At 50.7% G+C, this 22705-nt stretch carries 20 protein-coding genes; 5 read left to right on the plus strand and 15 right to left on the minus strand.

What is annotated here, in order from left to right:
• Nucleotides 1–128: 128 nt before the first annotated feature.
• Complete coding sequence (locus H8S75_RS11805) at nucleotides 129–329, plus strand: helix-turn-helix transcriptional regulator (RefSeq protein WP_025529691.1); 201 nt, start codon at nucleotides 129–131, stop codon at nucleotides 327–329.
• Nucleotides 326–787, plus strand: coding sequence for a DUF6773 family protein (locus H8S75_RS11810; protein WP_187021755.1), 462 nt, complete (start codon nucleotides 326–328; stop codon nucleotides 785–787). Before H8S75_RS11805 ends, H8S75_RS11810 begins: the two co-directional genes overlap by 4 nt.
• A gap of 75 nt (nucleotides 788–862) precedes the next feature.
• Here H8S75_RS11810 and H8S75_RS11815 read toward each other — a convergent pair whose 3' ends face one another.
• The 6 genes from H8S75_RS11815 to H8S75_RS11840 form a co-directional block, all read right to left on the minus strand.
• The gene (locus H8S75_RS11815) at nucleotides 863–2947 is read right to left on the minus strand and encodes a sodium-translocating pyrophosphatase (RefSeq protein WP_187021757.1); all 2085 of its coding nucleotides are present in this window, start codon (nucleotides 2945–2947) and stop codon (nucleotides 863–865) included.
• Nucleotides 2948–3155: 208 nt separating this feature from the next.
• Nucleotides 3156–4028 (minus strand): type I methionyl aminopeptidase, encoded by an 873-nt coding sequence (map, locus tag H8S75_RS11820; protein ID WP_187021758.1) that lies wholly within the window; start codon nucleotides 4026–4028, stop codon nucleotides 3156–3158.
• A 68-nt stretch (nucleotides 4029–4096) separates the two neighbouring features.
• A complete protein-coding gene (locus H8S75_RS11825) occupies nucleotides 4097–5311 on the minus strand; it encodes an efflux RND transporter periplasmic adaptor subunit (RefSeq protein ID WP_187021760.1) in 1215 nt (404 codons plus the stop codon).
• A gap of 9 nt (nucleotides 5312–5320) precedes the next feature.
• Nucleotides 5321–7672, minus strand: coding sequence for an ABC transporter permease (locus H8S75_RS11830; RefSeq protein ID WP_187021762.1), 2352 nt, complete (start codon nucleotides 7670–7672; stop codon nucleotides 5321–5323).
• Nucleotides 7673–7690: 18 nt separating this feature from the next.
• The gene (locus H8S75_RS11835; RefSeq protein WP_187021763.1) at nucleotides 7691–8404 is read right to left on the minus strand and encodes an ABC transporter ATP-binding protein; all 714 of its coding nucleotides are present in this window, start codon (nucleotides 8402–8404) and stop codon (nucleotides 7691–7693) included.
• Between the two features lies 1 nt (nucleotide 8405).
• Nucleotides 8406–9101, minus strand: a complete 696-nt coding sequence (locus H8S75_RS11840; protein WP_187021765.1) for a TetR/AcrR family transcriptional regulator — start codon at nucleotides 9099–9101, stop codon at nucleotides 8406–8408.
• Nucleotides 9102–9483: 382 nt separating this feature from the next.
• Here H8S75_RS11840 and H8S75_RS11845 point away from each other — a divergent pair, with 382 nt between their 5' ends.
• Nucleotides 9484–10962, plus strand: a complete 1479-nt coding sequence (locus H8S75_RS11845) for a DUF1846 domain-containing protein (RefSeq protein WP_187021767.1) — start codon at nucleotides 9484–9486, stop codon at nucleotides 10960–10962.
• A gap of 72 nt (nucleotides 10963–11034) precedes the next feature.
• Here the strand turns inward: H8S75_RS11845 and H8S75_RS11850 are convergent, their stop codons facing one another.
• Both H8S75_RS11850 and H8S75_RS11855 read right to left on the minus strand, forming a co-directional pair.
• The gene (locus H8S75_RS11850; RefSeq protein ID WP_187021768.1) at nucleotides 11035–11268 is read right to left on the minus strand and encodes a hypothetical protein; all 234 of its coding nucleotides are present in this window, start codon (nucleotides 11266–11268) and stop codon (nucleotides 11035–11037) included.
• A 451-nt stretch (nucleotides 11269–11719) separates the two neighbouring features.
• Nucleotides 11720–13087 (minus strand): MATE family efflux transporter, encoded by a 1368-nt coding sequence (locus H8S75_RS11855; protein ID WP_187021770.1) that lies wholly within the window; start codon nucleotides 13085–13087, stop codon nucleotides 11720–11722.
• A gap of 271 nt (nucleotides 13088–13358) precedes the next feature.
• Between H8S75_RS11855 and H8S75_RS11860 the strand changes: the two genes are divergently transcribed.
• Together H8S75_RS11860 and H8S75_RS11865 are read left to right on the plus strand one after the other, a co-directional pair.
• Nucleotides 13359–14411, plus strand: coding sequence for an inorganic phosphate transporter (locus H8S75_RS11860; protein WP_187021922.1), 1053 nt, complete (start codon nucleotides 13359–13361; stop codon nucleotides 14409–14411).
• Nucleotides 14412–14482: 71 nt separating this feature from the next.
• Entirely contained in the window at nucleotides 14483–15106 is a 624-nt protein-coding gene (locus tag H8S75_RS11865) for a DUF47 domain-containing protein (RefSeq protein ID WP_002600640.1), read from the plus strand.
• A gap of 75 nt (nucleotides 15107–15181) precedes the next feature.
• Here H8S75_RS11865 and H8S75_RS11870 read toward each other — a convergent pair whose 3' ends face one another.
• The 7 genes from H8S75_RS11870 to H8S75_RS11900 form a co-directional block, all read right to left on the minus strand.
• Nucleotides 15182–16270, minus strand: a complete 1089-nt coding sequence (locus H8S75_RS11870) for a glycosyltransferase (protein ID WP_187021772.1) — start codon at nucleotides 16268–16270, stop codon at nucleotides 15182–15184.
• Between the two features lie 122 nt (nucleotides 16271–16392).
• The gene (locus tag H8S75_RS11875; protein WP_187021774.1) at nucleotides 16393–17121 is read right to left on the minus strand and encodes a hypothetical protein; all 729 of its coding nucleotides are present in this window, start codon (nucleotides 17119–17121) and stop codon (nucleotides 16393–16395) included.
• A 23-nt stretch (nucleotides 17122–17144) separates the two neighbouring features.
• On the minus strand, nucleotides 17145–17726 hold the full coding sequence (locus H8S75_RS11880) for a DUF4489 domain-containing protein (protein ID WP_187021775.1): 582 nt from the start codon (nucleotides 17724–17726) through the stop codon (nucleotides 17145–17147).
• Between the two features lie 19 nt (nucleotides 17727–17745).
• Nucleotides 17746–18285, minus strand: a complete 540-nt coding sequence (locus H8S75_RS11885; RefSeq protein WP_110321096.1) for a DUF4489 domain-containing protein — start codon at nucleotides 18283–18285, stop codon at nucleotides 17746–17748.
• Between the two features lie 602 nt (nucleotides 18286–18887).
• Nucleotides 18888–20540 carry a collagen-like domain-containing protein gene (locus H8S75_RS33085; RefSeq protein ID WP_187021777.1) on the minus strand — a complete coding sequence of 551 codons (1653 nt, stop codon included), beginning with the start codon at nucleotides 20538–20540 and terminating at the stop codon, nucleotides 18888–18890.
• Between the two features lie 50 nt (nucleotides 20541–20590).
• On the minus strand, nucleotides 20591–21886 hold the full coding sequence (locus H8S75_RS33090) for a collagen-like domain-containing protein (RefSeq protein WP_279288662.1): 1296 nt from the start codon (nucleotides 21884–21886) through the stop codon (nucleotides 20591–20593).
• A 63-nt stretch (nucleotides 21887–21949) separates the two neighbouring features.
• Entirely contained in the window at nucleotides 21950–22510 is a 561-nt protein-coding gene (locus H8S75_RS11900; protein WP_349768913.1) for a C1q-like domain-containing protein, read from the minus strand.
• Nucleotides 22511–22705 lie beyond the last annotated feature (195 nt).

Below are 22705 nucleotides of genomic sequence, written 5' to 3' on the forward strand. Positions count from 1 at the left end.
TTACAAACGTGTTTTCGTTTTGACGCTTTAATCATTCAATTTGTAAATTATATTTGACATATAGTCTTTTTTAGTGTACTATGTAGGTATGAAACGAGTATAACGCAGGAACTGGAGGTGGATTTTTATTGAAGAACAAACGGATGAAAATTGCCCGTGTGGAACACGATTTATCGCAGGAGCAGTTAGGGGAACGGGTTGGCGTCACGCGGCAGACCATCAGCATGATCGAATCCGGGAACTATAACCCGACACTGAATCTCTGTATCGCAATCTGTAAAGAACTGAACAGGACACTGGACGAATTATTTTGGGAGGTATCAGAATGAAATCACTGTTTAAGAAACGAATCGTAGATGAACGAATGGAACTTCAAAGTCTTAGGAATGCCAGAAAGAGCTGGAATTTTCTTCTCCTTGCAACCGGCTTCTGCCTTTTGACGGAGCTTCACTTACTCCGATGGGAGCTGAAATACATAATACCGCAGGCTGTCGTCGTCCTTGCCGCGTCTGTTTATAATTTATTTCTGGATGCCAGAGACGGCAACATTTATACTGCGGAAACTGCGAATCGCAAAAAGCTGTTTCTGCTCTACGCCATCAGCTCCCTGGCAGCGTCACTGATTATCGCCTACAGCTTTTACGTCCGCTATTCCCTTACGACAGCAGTCATCTCTTTCCTACTATTGTTCTTTTTCATGTTTGGGCTTATGTATATGGTGGATTCTCTTTGCTTCCGTATCGGGAAAAAAAGAGCGTTCACGGACTCCGAAGAGGAAGAAGAGTAACCCGGCAGACAAAAGGAGAAGGCAGACGCCTTCTCCTTCTATTTCATAACCATTCCTCCACCGCCCTTCTAAAAGCTAAAGCAGATGCACCGCCACAATCAATCCTGCAAATACAATGGAGACCATGGAGGTAAGTTTAATCAGAATATTAATGGATGGCCCCGACGTATCCTTAAATGGGTCGCCAACCGTATCTCCCACGACCGCGGCCTTATGCTGGTCGCTTCCTTTTCCGCCGTGGGCTCCGCTCTCGATATATTTCTTTGCATTATCCCATGCTCCGCCGGAGTTGGCCATCATGACCGCCAGGACGAAGCCGGTCACGGTATTGCCGGCCAGCAGGCCTGCGACACCATTCACCCCCAGCAAAAGCCCGACAACGATGGGAATGATCACTGCGATCAGAGCCGGCGCCAGCATCAGCTTCTGCGCCGATTTCGTGCACATATCCACACAGGCGGCGTAATCCGGTTCCGCCTTTCCCTCCATCAGCCCTTTGATCTCCTTAAACTGACGGCGCACCTCGACCACGATAGACTGAGCGGCCTTTCCCACCGCATCCATGGTCAGAGCCGCGAATAAAAATGGAAGCATGCCGCCGATGAACAGGCCGATTAAGACCGTTGGATTTGTGATGGTCAGATTCAGCGCAATATCCGGATTCAGCTGTTTGACTTTGTCAATATAAGATGCAATCAGCGCCAGTGCCGTCAGCGCGGCTGAGCCGATGGCAAATCCCTTTCCGGTGGCCGCCGTCGTATTTCCCAGAGAATCCAGAGCATCCGTCCGGTTTCTGACCTCAGGAGGCATATGGGTCATCTCCGCGATTCCTCCCGCATTATCGGCGATTGGTCCATACGCGTCGGTTGCCAGCGTGATTCCCAGCGTCGATAGCATGCCGACCGCAGAGACTCCGACACCGTAAAGTCCCATGTTAAAATCAGCGTTTCCGCCCGAACAGTAATAGCTGATCAGCACCGACACACCGACGATGATCACAGGAGCTACCGTAGAAAGCATGCCGAGAGACAGTCCGCTGATAATCACCGTAGCCGCTCCCGTCTCACTGGACGAGGCCAGATCCCTCGTCGGCCGGTACGAATCCGACGTAAAATATTCCGTGATTGCACCGATCAGAACACCGGCGACAAGACCGGACAGCACCGCCGCATAGATCCCGATATGTTCCGGAAGCAGGAGGCGGATAATCACATAGGCCCCCGCCACCACCAGAACAGCGCTGATATACGTTCCCAGCCGCAGCGCCTTTAAAAGGTTTTTCTGTGAGGCATCTTCCTTTGTCTTTACGAAGAAGGTACCGATAATCGACGCGATGACACCGAATGCCGCCAGCATCATGGGAACGGCCACGCCCTTCACTCCAAAGCCGGCTGCAACCGCCAGCGCTGCGGTAGACACGATCGAGCCTACATACGATTCATACAAATCTGCGCCCATACCGGCCACATCACCTACGTTGTCGCCTACGTTATCCGCGATAACAGCAGGATTACGGGGATCATCCTCCGGAATCCCCGCCTCTACCTTACCAACCAGATCGGCTCCCACATCGGCCGCCTTCGTAAAAATACCGCCGCCCACACGGGCAAACAGCGCCATACTGGAGGCGCCCATGCCGAAGGTCAGCATATTGGCCGTAATCTGGGCGATCCGTTCCGTCTCCGGAAGCGAATGGAACACGGTATTCAGGATAAAATACCAGATCGTCAGATCGAGAAGTCCCAGCCCCACCACGGTAAAGCCCATGACAGAGCCTGCCGAGAAAGCCACTTTGAGGCCCTTGTTCAGGCTGCGGGAAGCCCCCTCCGCCGTCCTGCAGTTTGCCATCGTCGCGGTCCGCATTCCGATAAACCCCGACAAACCGGAGAAAAAGCCGCCCGTTAAAAATGCAAACGGTGTAAAATAACTCAAAAAACCGCCAAACGCCATACACAGCAATATGATGAAAACGACAGCAAAGAAAATGCCGACGCCCAGATACTGCCGTCTTAAATAGGCGCCGGCACCTTTCCTGACCGCAGTAGAGATTTTAATCATCCCAGCGCTGCCCTCCGGCTGTCCCTTCACTCGGACAAACATACAGGCAACATAAATCAGAGCGGCTATGGAACCAATTGCTACGACATACATAACATTCATGGTACCCCTCCTTATAATAACCATTTGTTGAAATTGTTTAGTTCCAATTTCATTATAGTTCTTTATATGGGCGGATTCAACAAATATGCATGAATTTTTTCAACACCTTAACGGACAGAAGCCCGGCGGGAAACCGGAGTGGAACTACATCTTCCACACCCTGCTTCCCGCCGGGCTTCTCCCTGCATATGCCGGCTCAAAAAAACTCCTAATAAGTGAGCACCTCCGGCCCCTCTTCCGTGATCAGCACCGTGTACTCCCACTGTGCCGACAGGCTTCCGTCTTCCGTATAGATGGTCCAGCCGTCTTCCTCATCCTGAACCACATCGGGCCGTCCCGCATTTACCATCGGTTCTATGGTAAAGATCATGCCGGGAACCAGAAGCATATCAGTTCCCCGCTCTCCGATATGGCTGACCCACGGTTCCTCATGGAAATCATTCCCCACGCCGTGGCCGCCGATCTCACGCACTACCGTAAAACCATTTGCATAAATGTACTCGGATATGGCAGCTCCTATGTCGCCCAAGTGGCCCCAGGCCCGGGCTTCCTTAAGCGCTAAGTCCACACTCTCTTTCGTCACGCGTACCAGCTTCTCCGCCTCCGGCGACACGTTTCCGATGCAGTACATTCTGGAGGCGTCTCCGTAATAACCGTCTAAGATCGTCGTCACATCCACATTGATGATGTCGCCCTCCTTCAGGATCCGGTTCGGATCGGGAATGCCGTGGCAGACCACCTCATTGACGGAAGTGCAGACGCTCTTCGGGTAGCCTTCAAAATTAAGGGGAGCCGGGATGCCGCCCATCTTTATCGTATTTTCATGGACCAGGGTATTGATATCCTCTGTGCTGATGCCCGGACGTATGAAGGAATCCACCAGATCGAGGATCTTCGTATTCACCTCGCCGGCCTTCCTGATTCCATCGATCTGCGCCGGGGTCTTGATCATGTAATGCTCCGGCACCAGATCACCCATGATACCGTAATTTTCAATTTTTCTGTCGAACGCCAGATGGCAGTTCTTATACTTCTTTCCGCTGCCGCACCAGCAGGCGTCATTTCTTCCTAACTTTAACATCGCTAATTCCTCCATCTTCTCTACAACGTTTTATCACGTTTTCTCTCCGTTGTAAAGAGCGCTCCCGATTATTCTTTTAAGACGGCTTTTACCCGGCCGTTCTTCTCTACATTATCATTATATGGGTCGGAGGCCACGATATCCCCATCTTCCAGTCCGTAAATAATTTCTACCCGGCCGCCCTCTCTTCTTCCGGTTTCCACAGGTTTTAATACCGCTTTCCCATTCTGTATGAGATAGACAGCGCTTCCATCCTCCGCCGGTATTACGGCCGCGGCAGGTACGGAAAAGACCTCCGGGGCGATCACGACATGAAAGGATACCTCCGCCGTCTGGCCTGCTCCCGCGTGTTCCGGAAGTGCTGCGGGCTTTAACTCTACGGTACACCGGTTCTCTTCCAGGCCGATGGAAGACATCTGTTTCTCGGCAGTCTTCGCGATGAAGCTCACCTCGGCTTCCCCCTCGCTCCCGTCGGCGTAAATGACTTTCGCCTTAAGCCCGGGTGTCAATGCGGCCGCATCCTCCGACAGAACGGAGGCGGAAAGCTTCATGCTGTCCGGGCGGTAGATTTTCACCACCGGCTGGTTGGGCGACAGATAGGCGCCTTCCTCCGTGTACACCTCCCACAGGACGCCGTCGTATGGCATCTTTACCGCACCGGGATTCACGGTATCATCGAGAAGGGCCAGCTGCCTTTCGAAGGAAGCAATCTGCTCCTGGGAATGCACCTTCTGCTCCTCGGAATTATCTTCCTTCGCCTGCGTGTATTTCTGGTAAGTCAGATCCAGCTGGGTCTTTAAGGAATCCAGGTCCGACTGGGCGATGAAGCCGCCCTGCTGCGCCAGCACCACCCCGTTGTCGTAATTCTTCTTCGCAAGGCGGTATTCGCTTTCCGCCGCCTTAAGGGCCGCCGCTGCCGAACCATTGGAACCGTAGAGACGGTCGTACTCCTGACGGGCCGCGCTTAACTGCTGCTTAAACTGCTCTCTCTGAATGTCCAGCGTCGTCTGGGAGGCAGTATCCGTCTTTAAAAGGAACTCCCCCTCCTTGACCTCCATTCCCGGCAAATACGGGATTTCCGAGACATTGCCCGCGGTAACGGAATTAAGCACCATGCCTGATACGGGTAGAATGGAGGCCGAAACGGTAAACTGACTCTCCAGGTTTCCTTTTACCGCCTGCTCTGCGGTAGCTTCCACAGGTTTTAAGAGCACCGCCGCATACGCGCCGATACTGATCACGGCAATGGCCGCAAGAAATATCCATTTCACTTTTCTTTTCATCCTGCACCTCTATTCCCGTTCCCGCAGAAGGTCTGCCGGAACTATTTTTTTCAGTTTTCGAAGCATCATCATGGAGCTGAACCCGACAGAGACGGCAGTCAGCCCAATGGCCTGCAGCAGCGCCTTTCCGTCGATAAAGCTGGGAATTGTATACATATCCGAAGCCATAGAGACCGAAATCAGCTGGCTGGCCCCCATGGACATGGGAATTCCGATGAGCACCGCGCCCGCGGCCAGCAGCCACTGTCCCGTGGAGATCACATCGAGACACTCCTTACTCTTTAATCCCAGCATCATCAGGGTGGACAGCTCCCGCTTCAGTTCCTCGAAGCTGATCAGGGAACTGATATAGATGACCGCAAAGCTGATGATAACGCCCAGCATGGACATGGAGGCCATGATGGCGCTCATGCTCCCCATCATGGACCGGTACTGGGAAAGTCTGTCCTGGCGGCTCTGGATTCCGGACACAGCGGCCGCATCCTCGAGACGCTCCCGCAGTTCCTCTAAAACCGTGAGCGGTGCCTTCAGAAGAACGGTCGTGCACACATTTCGGTAATCGCTGATCCTGCTGGCGCCGTCGAAGGACATATAGGCGGAGCTCCCCATATACTGGGCGATTGTGTCCGTCACCGTGACGCGGCTGATCCGCTCCTTGGGATAGGGAACCTTTACCTCTATGGTGCTCCCCTTCTTCACGCCCATGACGTTCGCCATGTGCTCCGATATCACGATGCCCTCTTCCTCCGGATACGCGCGGCTTCCGTCCTCTTTGTACAGCCTTGTGAGGGAAGCCTCCGGCGAAATGGCCTGGATAGTGCAGTCCGTCTTCCCTCCCGGCCCCGACAGGGTGACCGCAAATTCCATCATCCCCTCCGTGATTTCCACCTGCGGATGTTTTACCGCCTCCAGGGCCTCCTCTAAAAGGACCGGCTGCTCAAACTGAACCATGATGTCCTGTCTCTGGGTCTTCTCCCAGTAATCGAAGATAAAGACGTCAAACAGGGAGTTCATGGACACCAGAGTAGCCGTAATCATATAGGCAAAGGCGATGCCGGCCACCGACATGGCCGTCCGCCGTCTGTTTCTGGAAAGGCTTCGAAGCGCCATAACGCCCGGAACCGTAAAGAGATTTAAAAAACTCGGAATCCGCTCCAAAAATGACTGTCTGGCTGACTTGGGTGACGGGGGACGCAGCGCCTGGGCGGGCTTCATCTTTCCGATCACACCGGCGATAATCCAGGAGGTGCCGGAGCAGAAGATCCCCGCCAGCAGGATGCCTTCCAGCAGATAGGACACCGAAAGCGGAGCCGTCACGTCCGGCAGGTTAAAGTATACCCGGTAAAAGCCCGCCATGGGATCCGCCAGGGCATATCCCAGAAGCCCGCCGAACAGTCCGCCGAGCAAACCGGTCACCGCTCCGAAGCCCATGTAATGGAGTCTTATTTTCCTCAATGGGATTCCAATCGCCATCAGGGTTCCGATCTGGGTCCGCTGCTGCTCCACCATACGGCTCTGCGTGATATAGAGAATCACTCCCGCCACGGTCAGAAAGAGGAACGGCACCACGCCGGACATTTTCTCCAACTGCTTGATTTCTTCCCCTACCACGGAGACTGCCAACTGGTCCTCACTGGCATAATGGGAAATGAGGCCGTAGGGCGTAAGCGTCTGTTCGATCTGGTCCTTCACTGCCTCCCAGTCGCTGCTGGGCTCCAGCTTAAACAAAAAGCTGTTACCATGGCCTTCCTGGCCAAACAGCTGGGCCATGGTCCGATATGAGGTAAACGCCGCGTCGTACACGGCCGGGCTGGGATACAGCTCGTTCATATTGCGGATCATGTAGATGTTTTCCGGCGTCAGGCCGATTCCCGTGATCTCCATGGGGACCCGCTTACCTTCCACGACGATCTCCACCGTGTCCCCCGGATTTAAATTCCTGGCCTTCGCGATGCCGTCGCCGATAACGATCTCCTTTTTTCCCTCTTCCGGCAGCGTGCCGCGGGATAAGACCGGACGGTTCATCTCGCCCTCCGACCAGGATACGAGATGGAGCTCCACATCCTCTTCGTATCCGTATACCCTCGTGTCCTTCACGAGCCGGGCCTGCACCGTGTCGATTCCGGGAATCCTCTTTAAGATTCCCGCCTCGGAGACGGGGGAATCGGTTACCTCGGCAAAGCCGTCGCAGAATTCGGACTGGGAAAAGAACATATCACGGGATTCGGCCAGATTGTCGTAGCACAGCTCCAGCACGGTAAAACCGCAGAAACCGATGGCAACGATCAGGATGCACAGTATGTAAGCCGTCATGGATCGCTTCATGTCGCGAATCATTTTTTTCAATAAAAGTTTCGTCATATCCGTCCCTTTCCGCCGCTACCAGTCCAGTTCTTCCGCCTGGCATGGATGCTCATTGACCGTGATACGCTTCAGCCTTCCGTCCTTCATGTGGAAGACGCGGTCCGCCACACGGGCCATCTCCGCGTTGTGAGTGATGGTCATGACGGGGCATTTTAAGCTTCTGCCCACCTCCATAAGAAGTCTTACGATGGCCACGCTGTTTTTGCTGTCCAGCGCCCCCGTCGGCTCATCGCACAAAAGAAGATCTGGCTTTTTAACAATGGCCCTGGCGATGGAGACCCGCTGCTGTTCTCCTCCTGACAGCTGAGCCGGAAAGTGTCTCTCTCTGCCGCCCAGCCCCACCATGGCGAGCACCTCCTTCGGGTCCATGTGCTCCTTCACAATGCTGGCCGCCAGCTCCACATTTTCTATGGCATTTAAGGAGGGGATGAGATTGAAAAACTGAAATACGAAGCCTACGACATCCTTCCGGTAGTCGGAGAGCTGGTCCGCCGTATATCCCGTCAATTCTCTGTCCTTGTACCATATCTCACCGCCTGTGGGCTTATCCATCCCGCCTACTATATTTAGAAGGGTACTCTTCCCGGAGCCGGAGGGCCCCAGTACCACGATAAATTCTCCCTGTTCCACCTCGAAGGTGACATCCTTTAAGGCATCCACCGCCACGCCCTCCCCTTCATACCGGACGGAGAGATGATCCGCTTTGATTACCGTTTTTCCTGCTGCCATTCTATGCCTCCATTTTCTGATATTCTTCTTTATAAGCGATCTGCTTCAGCCATTTTTCCCAGACATAGAACTTTTCCATGATTTCCTTTATGGAAATGGACGCGTTGGATTTCCGCTTGTCATGCAGGTATCCCTCTGTCAGCCAGACCAGCATCTCGTAGATTTCCATCGGTGGGACCTCCGGCTTAAACCTGCTGTAGTCCACATTTCTGAAATACTTCTTAAAGGCAGACGAAACCGCCTCCATCGTCGCCCGGTTTAAGTCTTCCTTTACGATTCCGTCTTCAGAGTAATACCCCCGCACCATGAAATCAGCCAGATAAGGCGTCTTCTCCAGCACTTTGATCTTGGCCTCCGCCGCCATCTCCAGAAGCTCGAAAAAATCGGTGACTGTCTCCCATCTGGCCGCCTTGCCGCCGGACTCATTTCCGCCGCTGGCGGGTTCATCTCCGCTGCCGCCTGGCCCATCTCCCATAACCTGGTTCATGATAAGACTGGCGCAGTAATCGAACAGATACAGGTACAGTGACTTTTTATTGTGAAAATAATAGAATAACAGCCCCTTGGATATCCCTGCTTTTCTCGCGATCTCGTCCGTCACCGCATGTCTGTAATCATTTTTTGAAAATACCTCCAGCCCGGCATTGATGATCCGCAGCTGTTTTTCCTGAGGAAGCTCATAAAACTGTTCATTCATCTTCCTGACCCCCTTAACCTGTTTGGTTTAACCGATCTGGTCAGCTTTATTGTATCGCATTGACTGTATTTTACAACCCCCTGCAAGACCTTTAAACAATCATTTTTTCTCAGAAACGGAAAAATTTATGAAAAGCTGCTTTCGTCAATAACTTTAGCCGGGATTTCGGCCTCATGAGGAACCACGATTCTTCATAACTTTGTAAGTTTACCCTATGGAGAACGAAATAACCGTGGTAATTTCATTCGTTTTATGATACAATCGGTAAGTATTATGAGCAGGAACCCGTCGTTTTTAACGATATGGGGGCTTTTTGCGTGCTTTTTTGCGGGTAAACAGCCTCTGAGGACATAGATTCTAAAGAATAAAAAGGGGTACGAACATGAAAATCGGATTTGATAACAACAAGTACTTGCAGCTGCAGTCTGAGCACATCAGGGAGCGGATTAACCAGTTCGGCGATAAGCTGTATCTGGAATTCGGCGGAAAATTATTTGATGATTATCACGCCTCCAGAGTCCTTCCAGGATTCGCACCTGACAGCAAGTTAAGCATGCTGATGCAGCTCGCCGACCAGGCCGAGATCATCATCGCCATCAATGCCGCAGACATCGAGAAGAACAAGATACGTCACGATCTCGGCATCACCTACGATGTGGATGTGCTCCGCCTGATTCAGTCCTTCACGGACCGGGGGCTCTATGTCGGCAGTGTCGTCATCACCCAGTACTCCGGACAGAAGGCAGCCGATCTCTTCAAGAGCAAGCTGGAGAAAATCGGCATCCGTGTCTACCGCCACTACATCATAGACGGATATCCCAGCAACGTATCTCTGATTGTGAGCGACGAGGGATACGGCAGAAATGATTATATCGAAACAGCGAAGCCGCTCGTCATCATCACGGCACCGGGACCGGGAAGCGGAAAGATGGCCACCTGCCTTTCCCAGCTCTACCATGAGAACAAGCGCGGCATCAAGGCCGGATACGCCAAGTTTGAGACCTTCCCAATCTGGAATATCCCCTTAAAGCATCCGGTAAACTTAGCCTATGAAGCGGCTACCGCCGATTTAAATGACGTCAACATGATCGACCCCTTCCATCTCGACGCCTACGGTGTTACCACGGTAAACTACAACCGCGACGTGGAGATTTTCCCGGTGTTAAGCGCCATTTTCGAGGGAATCTACGGCGAATGCCCCTACAAGTCTCCTACCGACATGGGTGTCAATATGGTCGGATGCTGTATTATGGATGACGAGGTTTGTACCGAGGCTTCCCGTCAGGAAATTATTCGGCGCTACTATCAGGCGCTGGCCCGCCTGGCCAAGGATATGGGCAGCAAGGATGAGGTATATAAGATCGAGCTTCTGATGAAGCAGGCCAAGATTACCACCAACTTAAGACGCGTGGTCGGAGCAGCCAACGAGCGGGCGGAAAAGACCGGCTCCCCGGCGGCAGCCATGGAGCTGGATGACGGAACCATCATCACCGGCAAGACCACTAATCTTCTCGGTGCCTCCGCGGCCCTCCTGTTAAATGTGGTCAAGGTGCTGGGTAACATTTCTCATGACATTCATCTGATCGCACCTTCTGCCATCGAACCGATCCAGAAGTTAAAGGTCAATTACCTGGGCAGCAAGAACCCGCGTCTCCACACCGACGAGGTGCTGATCGCCCTGTCAGCCAGCGCGGCCACCGATCACAACGCACAGGTCGCCTTAGAGCAACTTCCAAAGCTAAAGGGCCGCGAAGTTCACACTTCCGTCCTGCTCTCCGACGTGGATACGAAGATATTCAAGAAGCTGGGCGTCAATCTGACATGCGAACCGATCTATGAGGAGAAAAAGATTTACCATTAATATTGAAGCCGCCGCCCGGATGATTTCTCAATCATCCGGGCGGCGGCTTCTTTCAATAAGACTATGATCTGGTTACGGTAAAAAACGGTGCTCTGCTTTTATCCGGCATTGCTTCCTGTAGAAAGCAATTCCATAGTTCCATACTTCCGTATAACCTTCTTCCGGCAGCCAGGAATCATACGCTTTATCTCTGATCTGAGCCAAAGCCCTGTCACTGGCCTGATCCAGTCCCTTGTAGGTTTCTGACACCTTCAGTCCCAATACAATTGGCGGACAGCTTACATCCAGGCTTCGCAAAAAAGCCATGATAGAAAGCTTCCTTCGAATCCATATAACTAATACTGATCTGGAGCAGCCTGGACAATTCCGTTTGAAATATACCGATATCTCCAGTCTGCATAGCCTGATACATAACAGAAAGATCCCTTTCCTTCATTTCCTCATGAAACCATGAGGTAATCGTATTTCTATATATATACTCCACCTCCAGATTCGGGACAGCCAGAGTTACATACCAGGTCACCTTATCCAGTCTGCGGGACACTTTCGTCAGATAACCGGTAAAGAAAAGAAAATTCCTTTCTTCGTCGAAAGACCAGCCTTCTTTATCAAATTTTTTACGATGCTGTCCGCACTGGTATTAGCCCAATAAGGAACTGGCATCTCATCGACCTCTTCCTGGACAAAGATATTATAACAGAATACTTAGCATTACACACCATTTTCTGTCAAGCAATCAGGATAAACTTACAACCACTTATTCATTTTCCTGCAATGCGGATTTCCATTTTACCCGAAGCAGCAGGACAATGGAGATCGCCGCCGCCATATAGTTGGAGAATAAATTCCCCCAGAATACGGAATAATAGGCGAGGAAGCTTTCCGTTGCCAGTATAAACAGGTAACGGAGCAGCCATATTCGCAGCAGCCCCACCACCATTGGAACCTTTGTCTTTCCGAGGCCGATAAATGCTCCCTGAACTACCATGCAGATTCCGAAACCGACTACGGAATACGTGTAAATATGTAACGCGTGATTTGCGATCTCCAGCACATCCTGCTGGCGCGTAAACAGGGTCGTTAAATGGGAGGAGGCCGGTACTATAATGGAAATAATAAGGACAGCCGTGATCATACTTGCCACGCATCCGGTCACTGTACATTTCTTCGCCCGCGCGCCCTGTCCCGCGCCCACGTTCATACTCACCATGGTTGTGATGGCAGCGCCGAAGGAGCTGGGCAGGTTAAAGCATACTGACGTGATGTTGTTGGCAATTCCCTGACCGTTTAAGACGACGGGTCCGTATTTCTGGGTCTCGTTGTTGATGAGGAAGAAGCCAAAATTCAGCATCAGACTGGTCACCATGGCCGGGATGCCGACGCGGATCAGCTGATGGATCAGGACTCCGTCAAACCGAAAGCCCTTCAGGGTCAGCTGGTTCTCTCCCTTCTGGATAAACAGCTCATAGAACATCCAGATACAGATGAGCATATTGGCGCAGAGCGAAGCCATGACACAGCCCACAATCCCCAGGCGGAGCCACACGATAAAGACTACATTGAAAGTTATTTTTAATACCAGCATTAAAACCATCCGGATAAATGTCGCTTCCGGCCGCCCGGTTGCATTCATAATAGCATTATAAATGCTTTCCAGGAAGGAAAATGGAAGAACCATGGCATATAAGGCGATATAAAGCCAGACATTATGAGAGATTTCCTGATCCACATGGCCCGATATTGGAAACGCGATGAGCACCAGAAGCGGCGCGATGCACAGGCCGAGGCAGAATGCAAACACCACGGTCTGAGTGCTGATATGCTTCACCCGCTTAAAATTCCCCTGGCCGAAGGTCTGTCCGATGATGGCCATGGCGGCCACGCTTAAGCCCTGGGCCAGCGCGGTCATCATGTTTATGATCGGCTCGCTGTATGTAACGGCGCTGGCCACCAGCGTACCCGCTACATTATTGATGAAGAGACCGTCGGACAGCGGCATCAGGGACTGCACCACGCTCATCATCAGGGTCGGAAACGACAGCATCATCAAGGTTCTTACGATGCTGCCGTTCAGGATCAGTTCACGGCGTTCGGCCGCGCCCGTTTTCAATATTCCAGTTTTCATGTTCCACACATCTCTTTCTTTTCTGTATCAATTAAAATGTCACAATTTCTTACTATAGCACAGTTTATCCGGTCCTGCATCCTGATTTTTCCAATTTTAGCAGTTTGTTAATATTCCTTCTTCCCTTTCGCCGCCTCGTCTTAACACTTTTTTATCCTTTGTAAAATCGGCGTTAAGCTTTTCATTTTCTATAGATTTTTCACGTCAGTCCGTTATAATCGAAGTAAAGAAACATTAAAATCCACGTAAAGTGAGGTAAGACATGAATGGTATGACAATCCCCATATCTGATTTTTTAACAGGACTCTCGTCCAGCCCGGCGTTTGCCGTTACCACGGTTCTGACGCTGGGCGTTATTTTGGTCAACGGCTGGACCGACGCCCCTAACGCCATCGCTACCTGCGTCTCTACCCGGGCCATCACCGCAAAGTATGCGATTCTGATGGCGGCCCTTTTCAATTTTCTTGGAGTTTTTCTCATGACTATGCTCAATCAGAGTGTGGCCTCCACCATTTACAATATGGTCGATTTCGGAGGCGACAGCCACCAGGCGCTGATTGCGCTCTGCGCCGGACTGACCGCCATCGTCGCATGGGCCGTGGCCGCATGGTGGTTCGGAATCCCGACCAGCGAAAGCCACGCCCTGATCGCCGGCCTGTCGGGAGCCGCGATCGCCCTGCATAACGGCGTAGACGGAATCAATGCGTCCGAGTGGGTCAAGGTTCTCTATGGCCTCCTGCTCTCAACCGTTCTCGGCTTCGTCTCCGGCTGGATCTCTGTCCGGCTGGTGGAACTGCTCTTCCGGGACCGCGACCGCAGAAAGACAAACCACTTCTTCGGCGGCGCCCAGATTGCCGGCGGAGCCGCCATGGCCTTCATGCACGGCGCTCAGGACGGCCAGAAATTCATGGGTGTCTTCATGCTTGGAATCTTCCTGGCCCAGGGAAATGTGGGTGAAGGCCATTTCTCCATTCCGGTCTGGCTGATGGTACTGTGCAGTATCGTCATGGCGCTCGGCACCTCCATCGGTGGTTACCGCATCATCAAGGCGGTAGGCATGGACATGGTGAAGCTGGAGAAATATCAGGGATTTGCCGCTGACTTAGCCGGGGCCTTTTGCCTCTTCTTATCCTCCATCGCAGGGATTCCGGTCTCCACCACGCACACGAAGACCACCGCCATCATGGGCGTGGGAGCCGCAAAGCGGATCTCCTGTGTGGACTGGGGCGTCGTGAAGGAGATGGTCCTTACCTGGGTCTTAACTTTTCCCGGCTGCGGTATCATCGGCTTTTTCATGGCAAAACTGTTTCTCTGGATCTTTTAGGCAAAATGGAAGATATCAAGAGATAAATAACGATCAAACTATAAACAGCAAATAGAAAAGGAGTCAGAATCATGACAGGAAAACGAGATCATTTATATTTTGAACTGCTTCAGGAAGGCGTCCGGTATGCAGTTGAAGCGGCGGCGCAGCTGCAGAACGATTTGGAGCACTTTGATGCCTCCGTGTTAAATCAGCAGATTGATACCATGCACGAACTGGAGCACCAGGCCGATTTGACCAAACACCAGGCGATGGAAAAGCTGATCCGGGAATTCATCACTCCCCTGGAGCGCGAAGACATTCTGGGTCTCACCAGCGCGATCGATGATGTGACAGACAGCATCGAGGATGTGCTGCTGCGCCTCTACATGTTTAACATTCATGAGTTGAGGCCGGATGCCCTGGAATTTTCCCGTATTGTGGCACAGTGCTGTGCTGCGCTTCAGGATTTGATGGACGAGTTCCCTCATTTCCGGAAATCGAAAACCATAAGGGAAAAGATCATTGAGATCAACCATCTGGAAGAAATCGGAGACCGCCTCTATACAGAAGCCATGCACCGCCTTCACACGGAGCGTCCGGATGCCGTGGAAATCCTGTCCTGGACCACAATCTATGACCGGTTTGAAAAATGCTGCGACATGTGTGAACACGTGGCCGATTCGGTGGAACTGGTAATATTGAAAAACAGCTGATGGTACAGGGCGCCGGAGAATGACTCTTCAGCGTCCCTGTGTCCTTCCTGCAAAAATCCGAAAGGGGGCGGTATTTCACATTCCCTTTCCTGCGAAGTAAGCTTCATTGAACAGAACGGCCGGGTGATCCGGCTTTTTCTTTTTGGACTTCTCATGGTACTCCAACGCTTTTTCCCTTTCTCCCAGCCTGTCATAGCAGACGCAGAGCTGAATATCCGGTATGAAATCACTGCAGTCCGGATTCACGAAGGCGCCGCTTTCCTCATTGGTCTTATGATCCTTCGCCCGCAGATACCAGTAAACAGCCTGTTTTAAGTTACCCTTGTCGCTTCCCCCCTGTTCCATAAACCATTTTCCCGCCTCACAGCAGAGTTCCGGGCGGGGCAGGTCGTAACGAAAGCTTCGGAACAATGCCTGAAGGGCTTCTTCCCGTTTTCCCATTCTGGCGTAGCAATGGGAGAGATCCAGACAGGCACTGATATTATTTTCAATCCATCCTCTCCCCTCTTCCAGAAATGTTAGAAACATGGCCGCAGCCTCTTCATAACGCCCATGATAGAACAGCTCCCTGGCATAGTAAAACTGATGTCTGGGATCCGTGATCCCTCCATGTTCTTTCATGGTCTCATAGATCTTCAAATTGCGGTCGGGATCCGAAGGGTGCAGCTTTCTGTGGCAGACGGCCGCCTTGCCATAAAGGATGGCCCCGGCCGGTGTGATTACCTCGTGAACCGCTCCCTGCCAGAGAAATCTCCTGCTTCGTTTCAGAAGGCGCTCCCGGTAATACGTCATGGTGGGGTTCCCCTTCTGGTCGAAGGCCACCTGATACGGCATCATGACGACATCCGTGCTCCCATCCAGCTCCTCTTTCATCTGCTGAAATTTCTTCCTGTCCTCTTCTTCGATCACGTCATCCGCATCCAGCCACATCTGATAATCCATAGTCGCTTTTGAAAAGGAAAAATTGCGCGCTGCCGAGAAATCATCAATCCACGGAAAGTCGTATACCGCTTTCGTAAACCGGCCGGCAATTTCCTTTGTCCTGTCCGTGGACCCCGTGTCCACAATAATGATTTCATCCACGATATCTTTTACACTCTCCAGGCACCGCCCCAGAACATCCTCCTCATTCCGTACAATCATACACAGGCTCACCGTCGCCATTTTATCTCATCCTTTCTGATTTTTGTCCGCAAAATACGTATAGGCTCTTACGGTTATCATATGCAAAACACAGCCGGAACGAACCTTTCGGTTCAGTCCGGCTGTGTTCATACTTCCTTCTGCTATTGATAGATGCTGGCTTTTATTTCCTGAATGATCTTATCGAGGCCAAGCTCATTACACTCACTGATCAGCCCCATTGTAACAAATTTCTTATAAGCCGCTGTCAGACCGCTCCGGTCACCGGATTCAGTCAAGCCGATCATCTCATCAATAAAAGCTAAAATCTCACTGTCCGCATCTTCCTTCTTCGAATAGTTCTCGTACAACACCTGCAGTTCCTGGGCCAGCGGCCCGCTTACCGCATTTCTGTTGACGGCTTTTACTTTAGCTGGTGTCGTATCCTTAGTGGTGTCTTCCTCTGAGCTTTTTACTGCCTTTCCATTTTCATCAAACAGAATCTCTGAGGCACTGCCATCCTCTGTCAAACGTTTAACAGCCTCGTAAAATCCGACTATGGAATCCTCATCATGAGCTGAAAAAGAAATAATATCTCCGTTCAGAAGCTTCATATGAACCATTTTCTCTGCGCTGCCGGTACGATGGTACAGCAGCCACACAGCGACAGAGGCAGCCAGGGCGATCAACATGCACACAACATGCGTACCCGCTAATGCTATAAATAAAAGGATAAGAAACAGTTCCGCCGGAAACGGTTTCACCGTCAGCTCCCCCAGCCATACCTGGGAAATCCCTGATGACCGCACCGTATGATTTTCCCAGCTTATGAGACCATCTTTTATCTGTATGTTAGAAATCTTATACTGAGTTTCCTGGTTTTTTCCTGACATAATGTATCCTTCCAAAAACGAAATCACACTTCTCCTACAACTGTTGCAATTAATGTAGGATTTGCTATTATTGCGCTTCCCCCCGTATCGAATTCTTCAATATCCACTAAGACGCTATAGACGCAACGTCTTTCTGCCGCTGCACTGTGGTCATACACAGACAGCGTAAAACTATTCGCCTCCGAACATACTTTATCCCGATCGTATAAGATCCCTGCACTGACTGGAACAGTTACCCCCTGACCGCTTTCCTGCCTCAAAATTTGAAATCTCAGCCGCAGTTTTAGTTTCTCAGCAATGATATTACAGGAAAAAGCCAAATGGATCAGTATATTTTTATAACCAGAGGTATCCAAACTAAGAGAAGCCACATGAAATGTGGCTCTCTTATCTGTTCCTTCAGGCAGGACAACTCCCCCAAAATCAGCGTTTTTAATGAACATATTTTCTTTACGGCATACATCTTCAGAAGAATGCGGGCGCTGTTTCATTTGGGGGAAAGGGTATTGCCCCACATTATATCTTGGCTGATTGAATTTCGGGGGAATGCAGTTACATGTTCTGGAACCTGTTTGACAACCATGTCCAAATAGCCTGTAATACATTGCTGCTCCTTTTAGCTAATTAGCAACCGGTAGCGTTATCGACAACAATAGCTCCAAGAGTCGCATTGTTAATAGAAGTAACACCAACCGTTGCAACACCTGCAACAGTTGCAACTACACTGTAAGTGCAGCATTCTGCCTCGCAGATATCGCAGTCACATACGAAAAATGAGAATGAATCACTCGCAGTAACAGCAACGAGGCGGGAGAACGTCCAGACAGGACCAACCGGAATCGGAACCAGCTGATTTTTACACTGTTTGAAAATCTGGAAATTCAGGGAAAGAACTGCCGCCGTAGTAACAATATTGCTGGCAAATTCAAACTTAATGCAAGGTTTACGGAATCCTTTTGTATCTACAGTTGTTGTAGCAACTGTAAAATTAGTTCCTGCAATCGTTGCCAGAGGAAGAGTCACCGCACCAGGACAGCCGCATTTTAATGTTGTTCTGTTCGGAGCGAGAGCTCTGCATCTTTCACATTCACAGTAACATTTGCAGTCACAATCGCAGGATTCTCTCTGATCACACTCACAGTTATTATAGTTCATATCACTCATAATGGAACCTCCATATTATTTCTTTTATTAATACCCTGATGGTATACTACAGTATATTTAAAAAATGGAAAAAGGTGACATATCGGGATTTGGGCATCTTGCCTGTCCTTTGGATGGTGGGGACAAGGGGCGGCATTGAGGTGATGGGGACTCGGAGACAACTTGATTGGGCGGCCAGGATATGGGAGAGGAGGGGATTTTGGGGGGATTGAGAGGCAGAATTTTTTTGGATTGGCGGCAGGTTGGGGAGGGGGATCTGGGGACAGATTTTTTTGGGGGAGTGGTGGCAGGTTTAGGGGGGATCTGGGAACAGATTTTTGGGGGGAGTGGAGGCAGATTTTTTCAGGGGTGAAGCAGATTTAAGGGTGGGGTGGAGACAGTTTTTGAGGAATTATGACGTTTTCCGAAAAGCAAATTAAGGTATGAATTGAAAGGCTAATAAGGGAGAATCAGCAAATGGGGTGAGGCGTGGATCCAGATACGAATGGAAGGTATCGTAAACAGAGTTTAAGGTATTCTTAACAGGCGGATTCTTAAGAATCCGCCTGACTTATGTGGTCTGTTTTAATCCAGACCATTTGCTTTTCCTTTGTTTATTGCTGCTAATTAATCTGATTTACGGACCATACAATACCACTTCCGGAACCACCTAAATTCAGCCCGATCGTAAGTCCGTTTGCTACATAGTAAAGTCCGATGATATCACCAGCATTTAGCTGTACCTCGCCAGCCAATGTTACAGTTCCGCTGCCCAATATCGTTCTTAATGACAGTATCAGCGCAATATTAACATTTAAGATTGGAAATAAACCTGTAATTAAACTGGTCACTGTCGGTGAACTTCTCTGTACAACAAATGCAGGGTTAATTCCCGCCCCCAGTGCGATTGTAATTACCGCTGTCGTTGCATAGTTAATTGTCGCTTCTATAATATATCTGCCTGTGGCCGGCACAGTATAATTTCCAGTCGCCGGATTAAAATTTCCACTGTTGAAGTATGGGGCGGCCACCGACCAGCCAGTTAGCTGACTGCTGGCAGATACACTAGCTGTTGACAGAAATGCTGAAAAACCTTCGCTGGTGACAGTCGGACCTGTGGCACCTGTTGAGCCGGTGGGGCCTATGACGCCTTGCGGTCCTGTCGCTCCGGTCGGGCCTATAAGACCTTGCGGTCCTGTCGCTCCAGTGGGACCTATGACACCTTGCGGTCCCGTTGCTCCGGTCGGGCCGATGGGGCCGGTGACGCCTTGCGCTCCTGTCGCTCCTGTAGGGCCGGTGGGACCTATGACACCTTGCGGTCCCGTTGCTCCGGTCGGGCCGGTGGGGCCGGTGACGCCTTCCGCTCCTGTCGCTCCTGTAGGGCCGGTGGGACCTATGACACCTTGCGGTCCCGTTGCTCCGGTCGGGCCGGTGGGGCCGGTGACGCCTTGCGCTCCTGTCGCTCCTGTAGGGCCGGTGGGACCTATGACACCTTGCGCTCCTGTCGCTCCTGTCGGGCCGATAGGGCCGGTGACGCCTTGCGCTCCTGTCGCTCCTGTCGGGCCGGTGGGACCTATGACACCTTGCGTTCCTGTCGCTCCTGTCGGGCCGATAGGGCCTATGACACCTTGCGCTCCTGTCGGGCCGGTAGGACCTGTGACGCCTTGCGCTCCTGTCGCTCCTGTCGGGCCGGCGGGACCTATGACGCCTTGCGCTCCTGTCGGACCTATGGCTCCTTGTGGACCCGTCACTCCGGTCGCTCCTTGCGGACCGGTGGCTCCTGTTGATCCCGTCGGGCCTGTCGCTCCTATGGGGCCTATCGTCCCTGTAGGACCTGTCGCTCCCGTAGGACCTGTCGGACCTGCTGAGCCAGCATTTAATACACTGATACCAGCATTAACCGGAACCACATCTGATAGACTGACCTCCGCAGCTAATTCATTTCTTAATGAAATACTAAAACCTGCTGTAACTGTCAAAACTGCCGAGCCAAATATCTCTCCATTTTTTATTCCACTGCCAGCACTATAACTACTGGATGGCGTTTCGTTAGTCACAACCGAAAAACTTGGACCGAATACGCCAAGTGCTGTTTTGACAGTCACAAACCATGATACATAGTATTGCCCCGCATTTATAAACGTTATCATACCATCTGCCGGATTATACGTTACATTGGTATCAGAATTAACCAATATTTCGTTAAACATTACTGCAGCATTTGCAGATACAATAAGGGGCGTCGTATTTTGTAACTGTAATCCTAAACCAGCCATTATAACACCTCTTTTAAAACCTTTTATTCCTAGCCATATTCAAATATGGCTTACACTTTGGCCTCTACTATACGCATACTCGCCTGAACAGTTATATCTGATAACGTCAGTGCCGCACCTGATTGGTTTACCAATTGCATTGTAAATGGTAATTGACCAGCCGTTACTTGAAGAATCGCATTCCCATAAAATTGTCCCGGTATGGATGGCGGTGCATAACTTTCGCCAATTATAGCGGATGTCGCAGCATTAACTAAGTTCACTACTACAAAGTCGAGATCTCCTGATCCGTCTAAATTCAACCACCAATCAACAAAATATAAACCTTCTGCCGTAATTTCTATAGTCCCAGCCGTATTTGTGATATCCGGAGCTAAATTTGCAAAGATTGTATCAAAAGTAAATACTCCTCCATCCACAACATTGTTTCCCGAACTATTCTTAACTTCAAGCTGAATACCACCAACCACTCCTGATGGGCCTGTTGCCCCCGTCGGGCCTATATCTCCCTGTGGACCTGTTGCTCCCGTCGGGCCCGTTGCTCCCGTCAGGCCCGTTGCCCCGGTATCTCCCTGCGGTCCTGTTGCTCCTGTTGAACCAGTTGCCCCCGTCGGTCCTATATCTCCCTGTGGGCCTGTTGCTCCTGTCGCTCCCGTTGACCCGGTATCTCCCTGCGGTCCTGTTGCTCCTGTTGAACCAGTTGCCCCCATCGGGCCTATATCTCCCTGTGGGCCTGTTGCTCCTGTCGCTCCCGTTGACCCGGTATTTCCCTGCACCCCCGTTGCGCCAGTTACTCCCGTTGGACCTATATCCCCTTGCGGGCCCGTAGCTCCTGTCGCCCCAGTCGGGCCTATAACTCCTTGAGGACCGGTCACTCCCGTTGCACCAGTCGCTCCGGTTGCACCAGTGGCACCAGTCGGGCCAGTTGGCCCCCCCTTACCGATATTGACTACTGCAATTCCAGCCATAATTTCTACATTATCATTAAGCCGAACACCACCATTGGTCACATTTCGAAGTGTAAAACTAAATCCGGCACTTACATTGAGAAGTGCAAAACCGGATATTTCTCCTGTTTTTATACCGCTACCAGCCGTATAATACGTAGGCGTGGCTTCATTGGTCACAATGGAAAAGCTTGGCCCAGATGTGCCAAGCCCCGTTTTCGTCACCACAAACCAAGATACATAATATTCGCCTTCCTGCACAAAGGATATTGCTCCATCAGCAGGATTATAAACTACGTTTGGATCATCGTTGACGAGCGTCTCATTGAAAAGGACCGCACCGCCTACAGCGATATAATCAGCAATAGTATTTTGAAGTTGTAATCCTATATCAGCCATAATATCACCTTCCCTAAATTCTATATAAATCGCAATGTTTTATTGCGTAAACTTCTGATTTATTCAATTGCTTTTGTAACTACCAGCCTGACAAGTAATTCCTGCAATCACAAGATTAGCCTGTACCGAAGCTTCCGTGTACCTCACAATACCTCCGCTTATATTTACAAGTGAGAGTCTTCCCGGTGTTTTTCCCGTCGTAATAAGAGCTGTTCCTGCCAGTTGACAGGTTACCTGTGAAGACGAACTGACTGATATCATGACATTGTTAACTACCACACAAAAATCAATACTCTGCACAGTTTCTGACCCATCAATAGCCACCTCCCAGGAAACATAGTAGCTTCCATTGGAAGGTAATGTGAACTCTCCCGTCATATCATTATATTGGATTCTTGGATTTGACTGGTTTACCATTTTATCAAACACGACATTGCTGTTGTTTTCTAAAAGTGCTCTTGCCGCCCCGCACAGCTGTACCTGTACACCACTTAAGTTACAGGACCTCTGTTCCGGAGGACAGATGGGACAACAGCGCTTGCAGCAGCATCTGTTACAAGAGGTGTTCTCACAATTCCTCACATCACCGTGTCCGCGGTTATCATTATCATTGTCCCTAAGCATCACGCATGTTCCTTTCCTGATTAAGCTGCAAATCAATATGCTGCATGAATGGAGCTGCCAGGTATATTGTGCCATGCAGCCGAAACCGATATTTTAAATTTACTCCATTCCCAGGCGCCAGCTGTTTCGTCCTGTAATCAGACGCACAGATGGATCTAATACACCTAGGCTATTATATGCGGAGGCTTGTATTAT

The organism is Hungatella hominis, from assembly GCF_014288005.1.
Classification (GTDB): domain Bacteria; phylum Bacillota; class Clostridia; order Lachnospirales; family Lachnospiraceae; genus Hungatella; species Hungatella effluvii.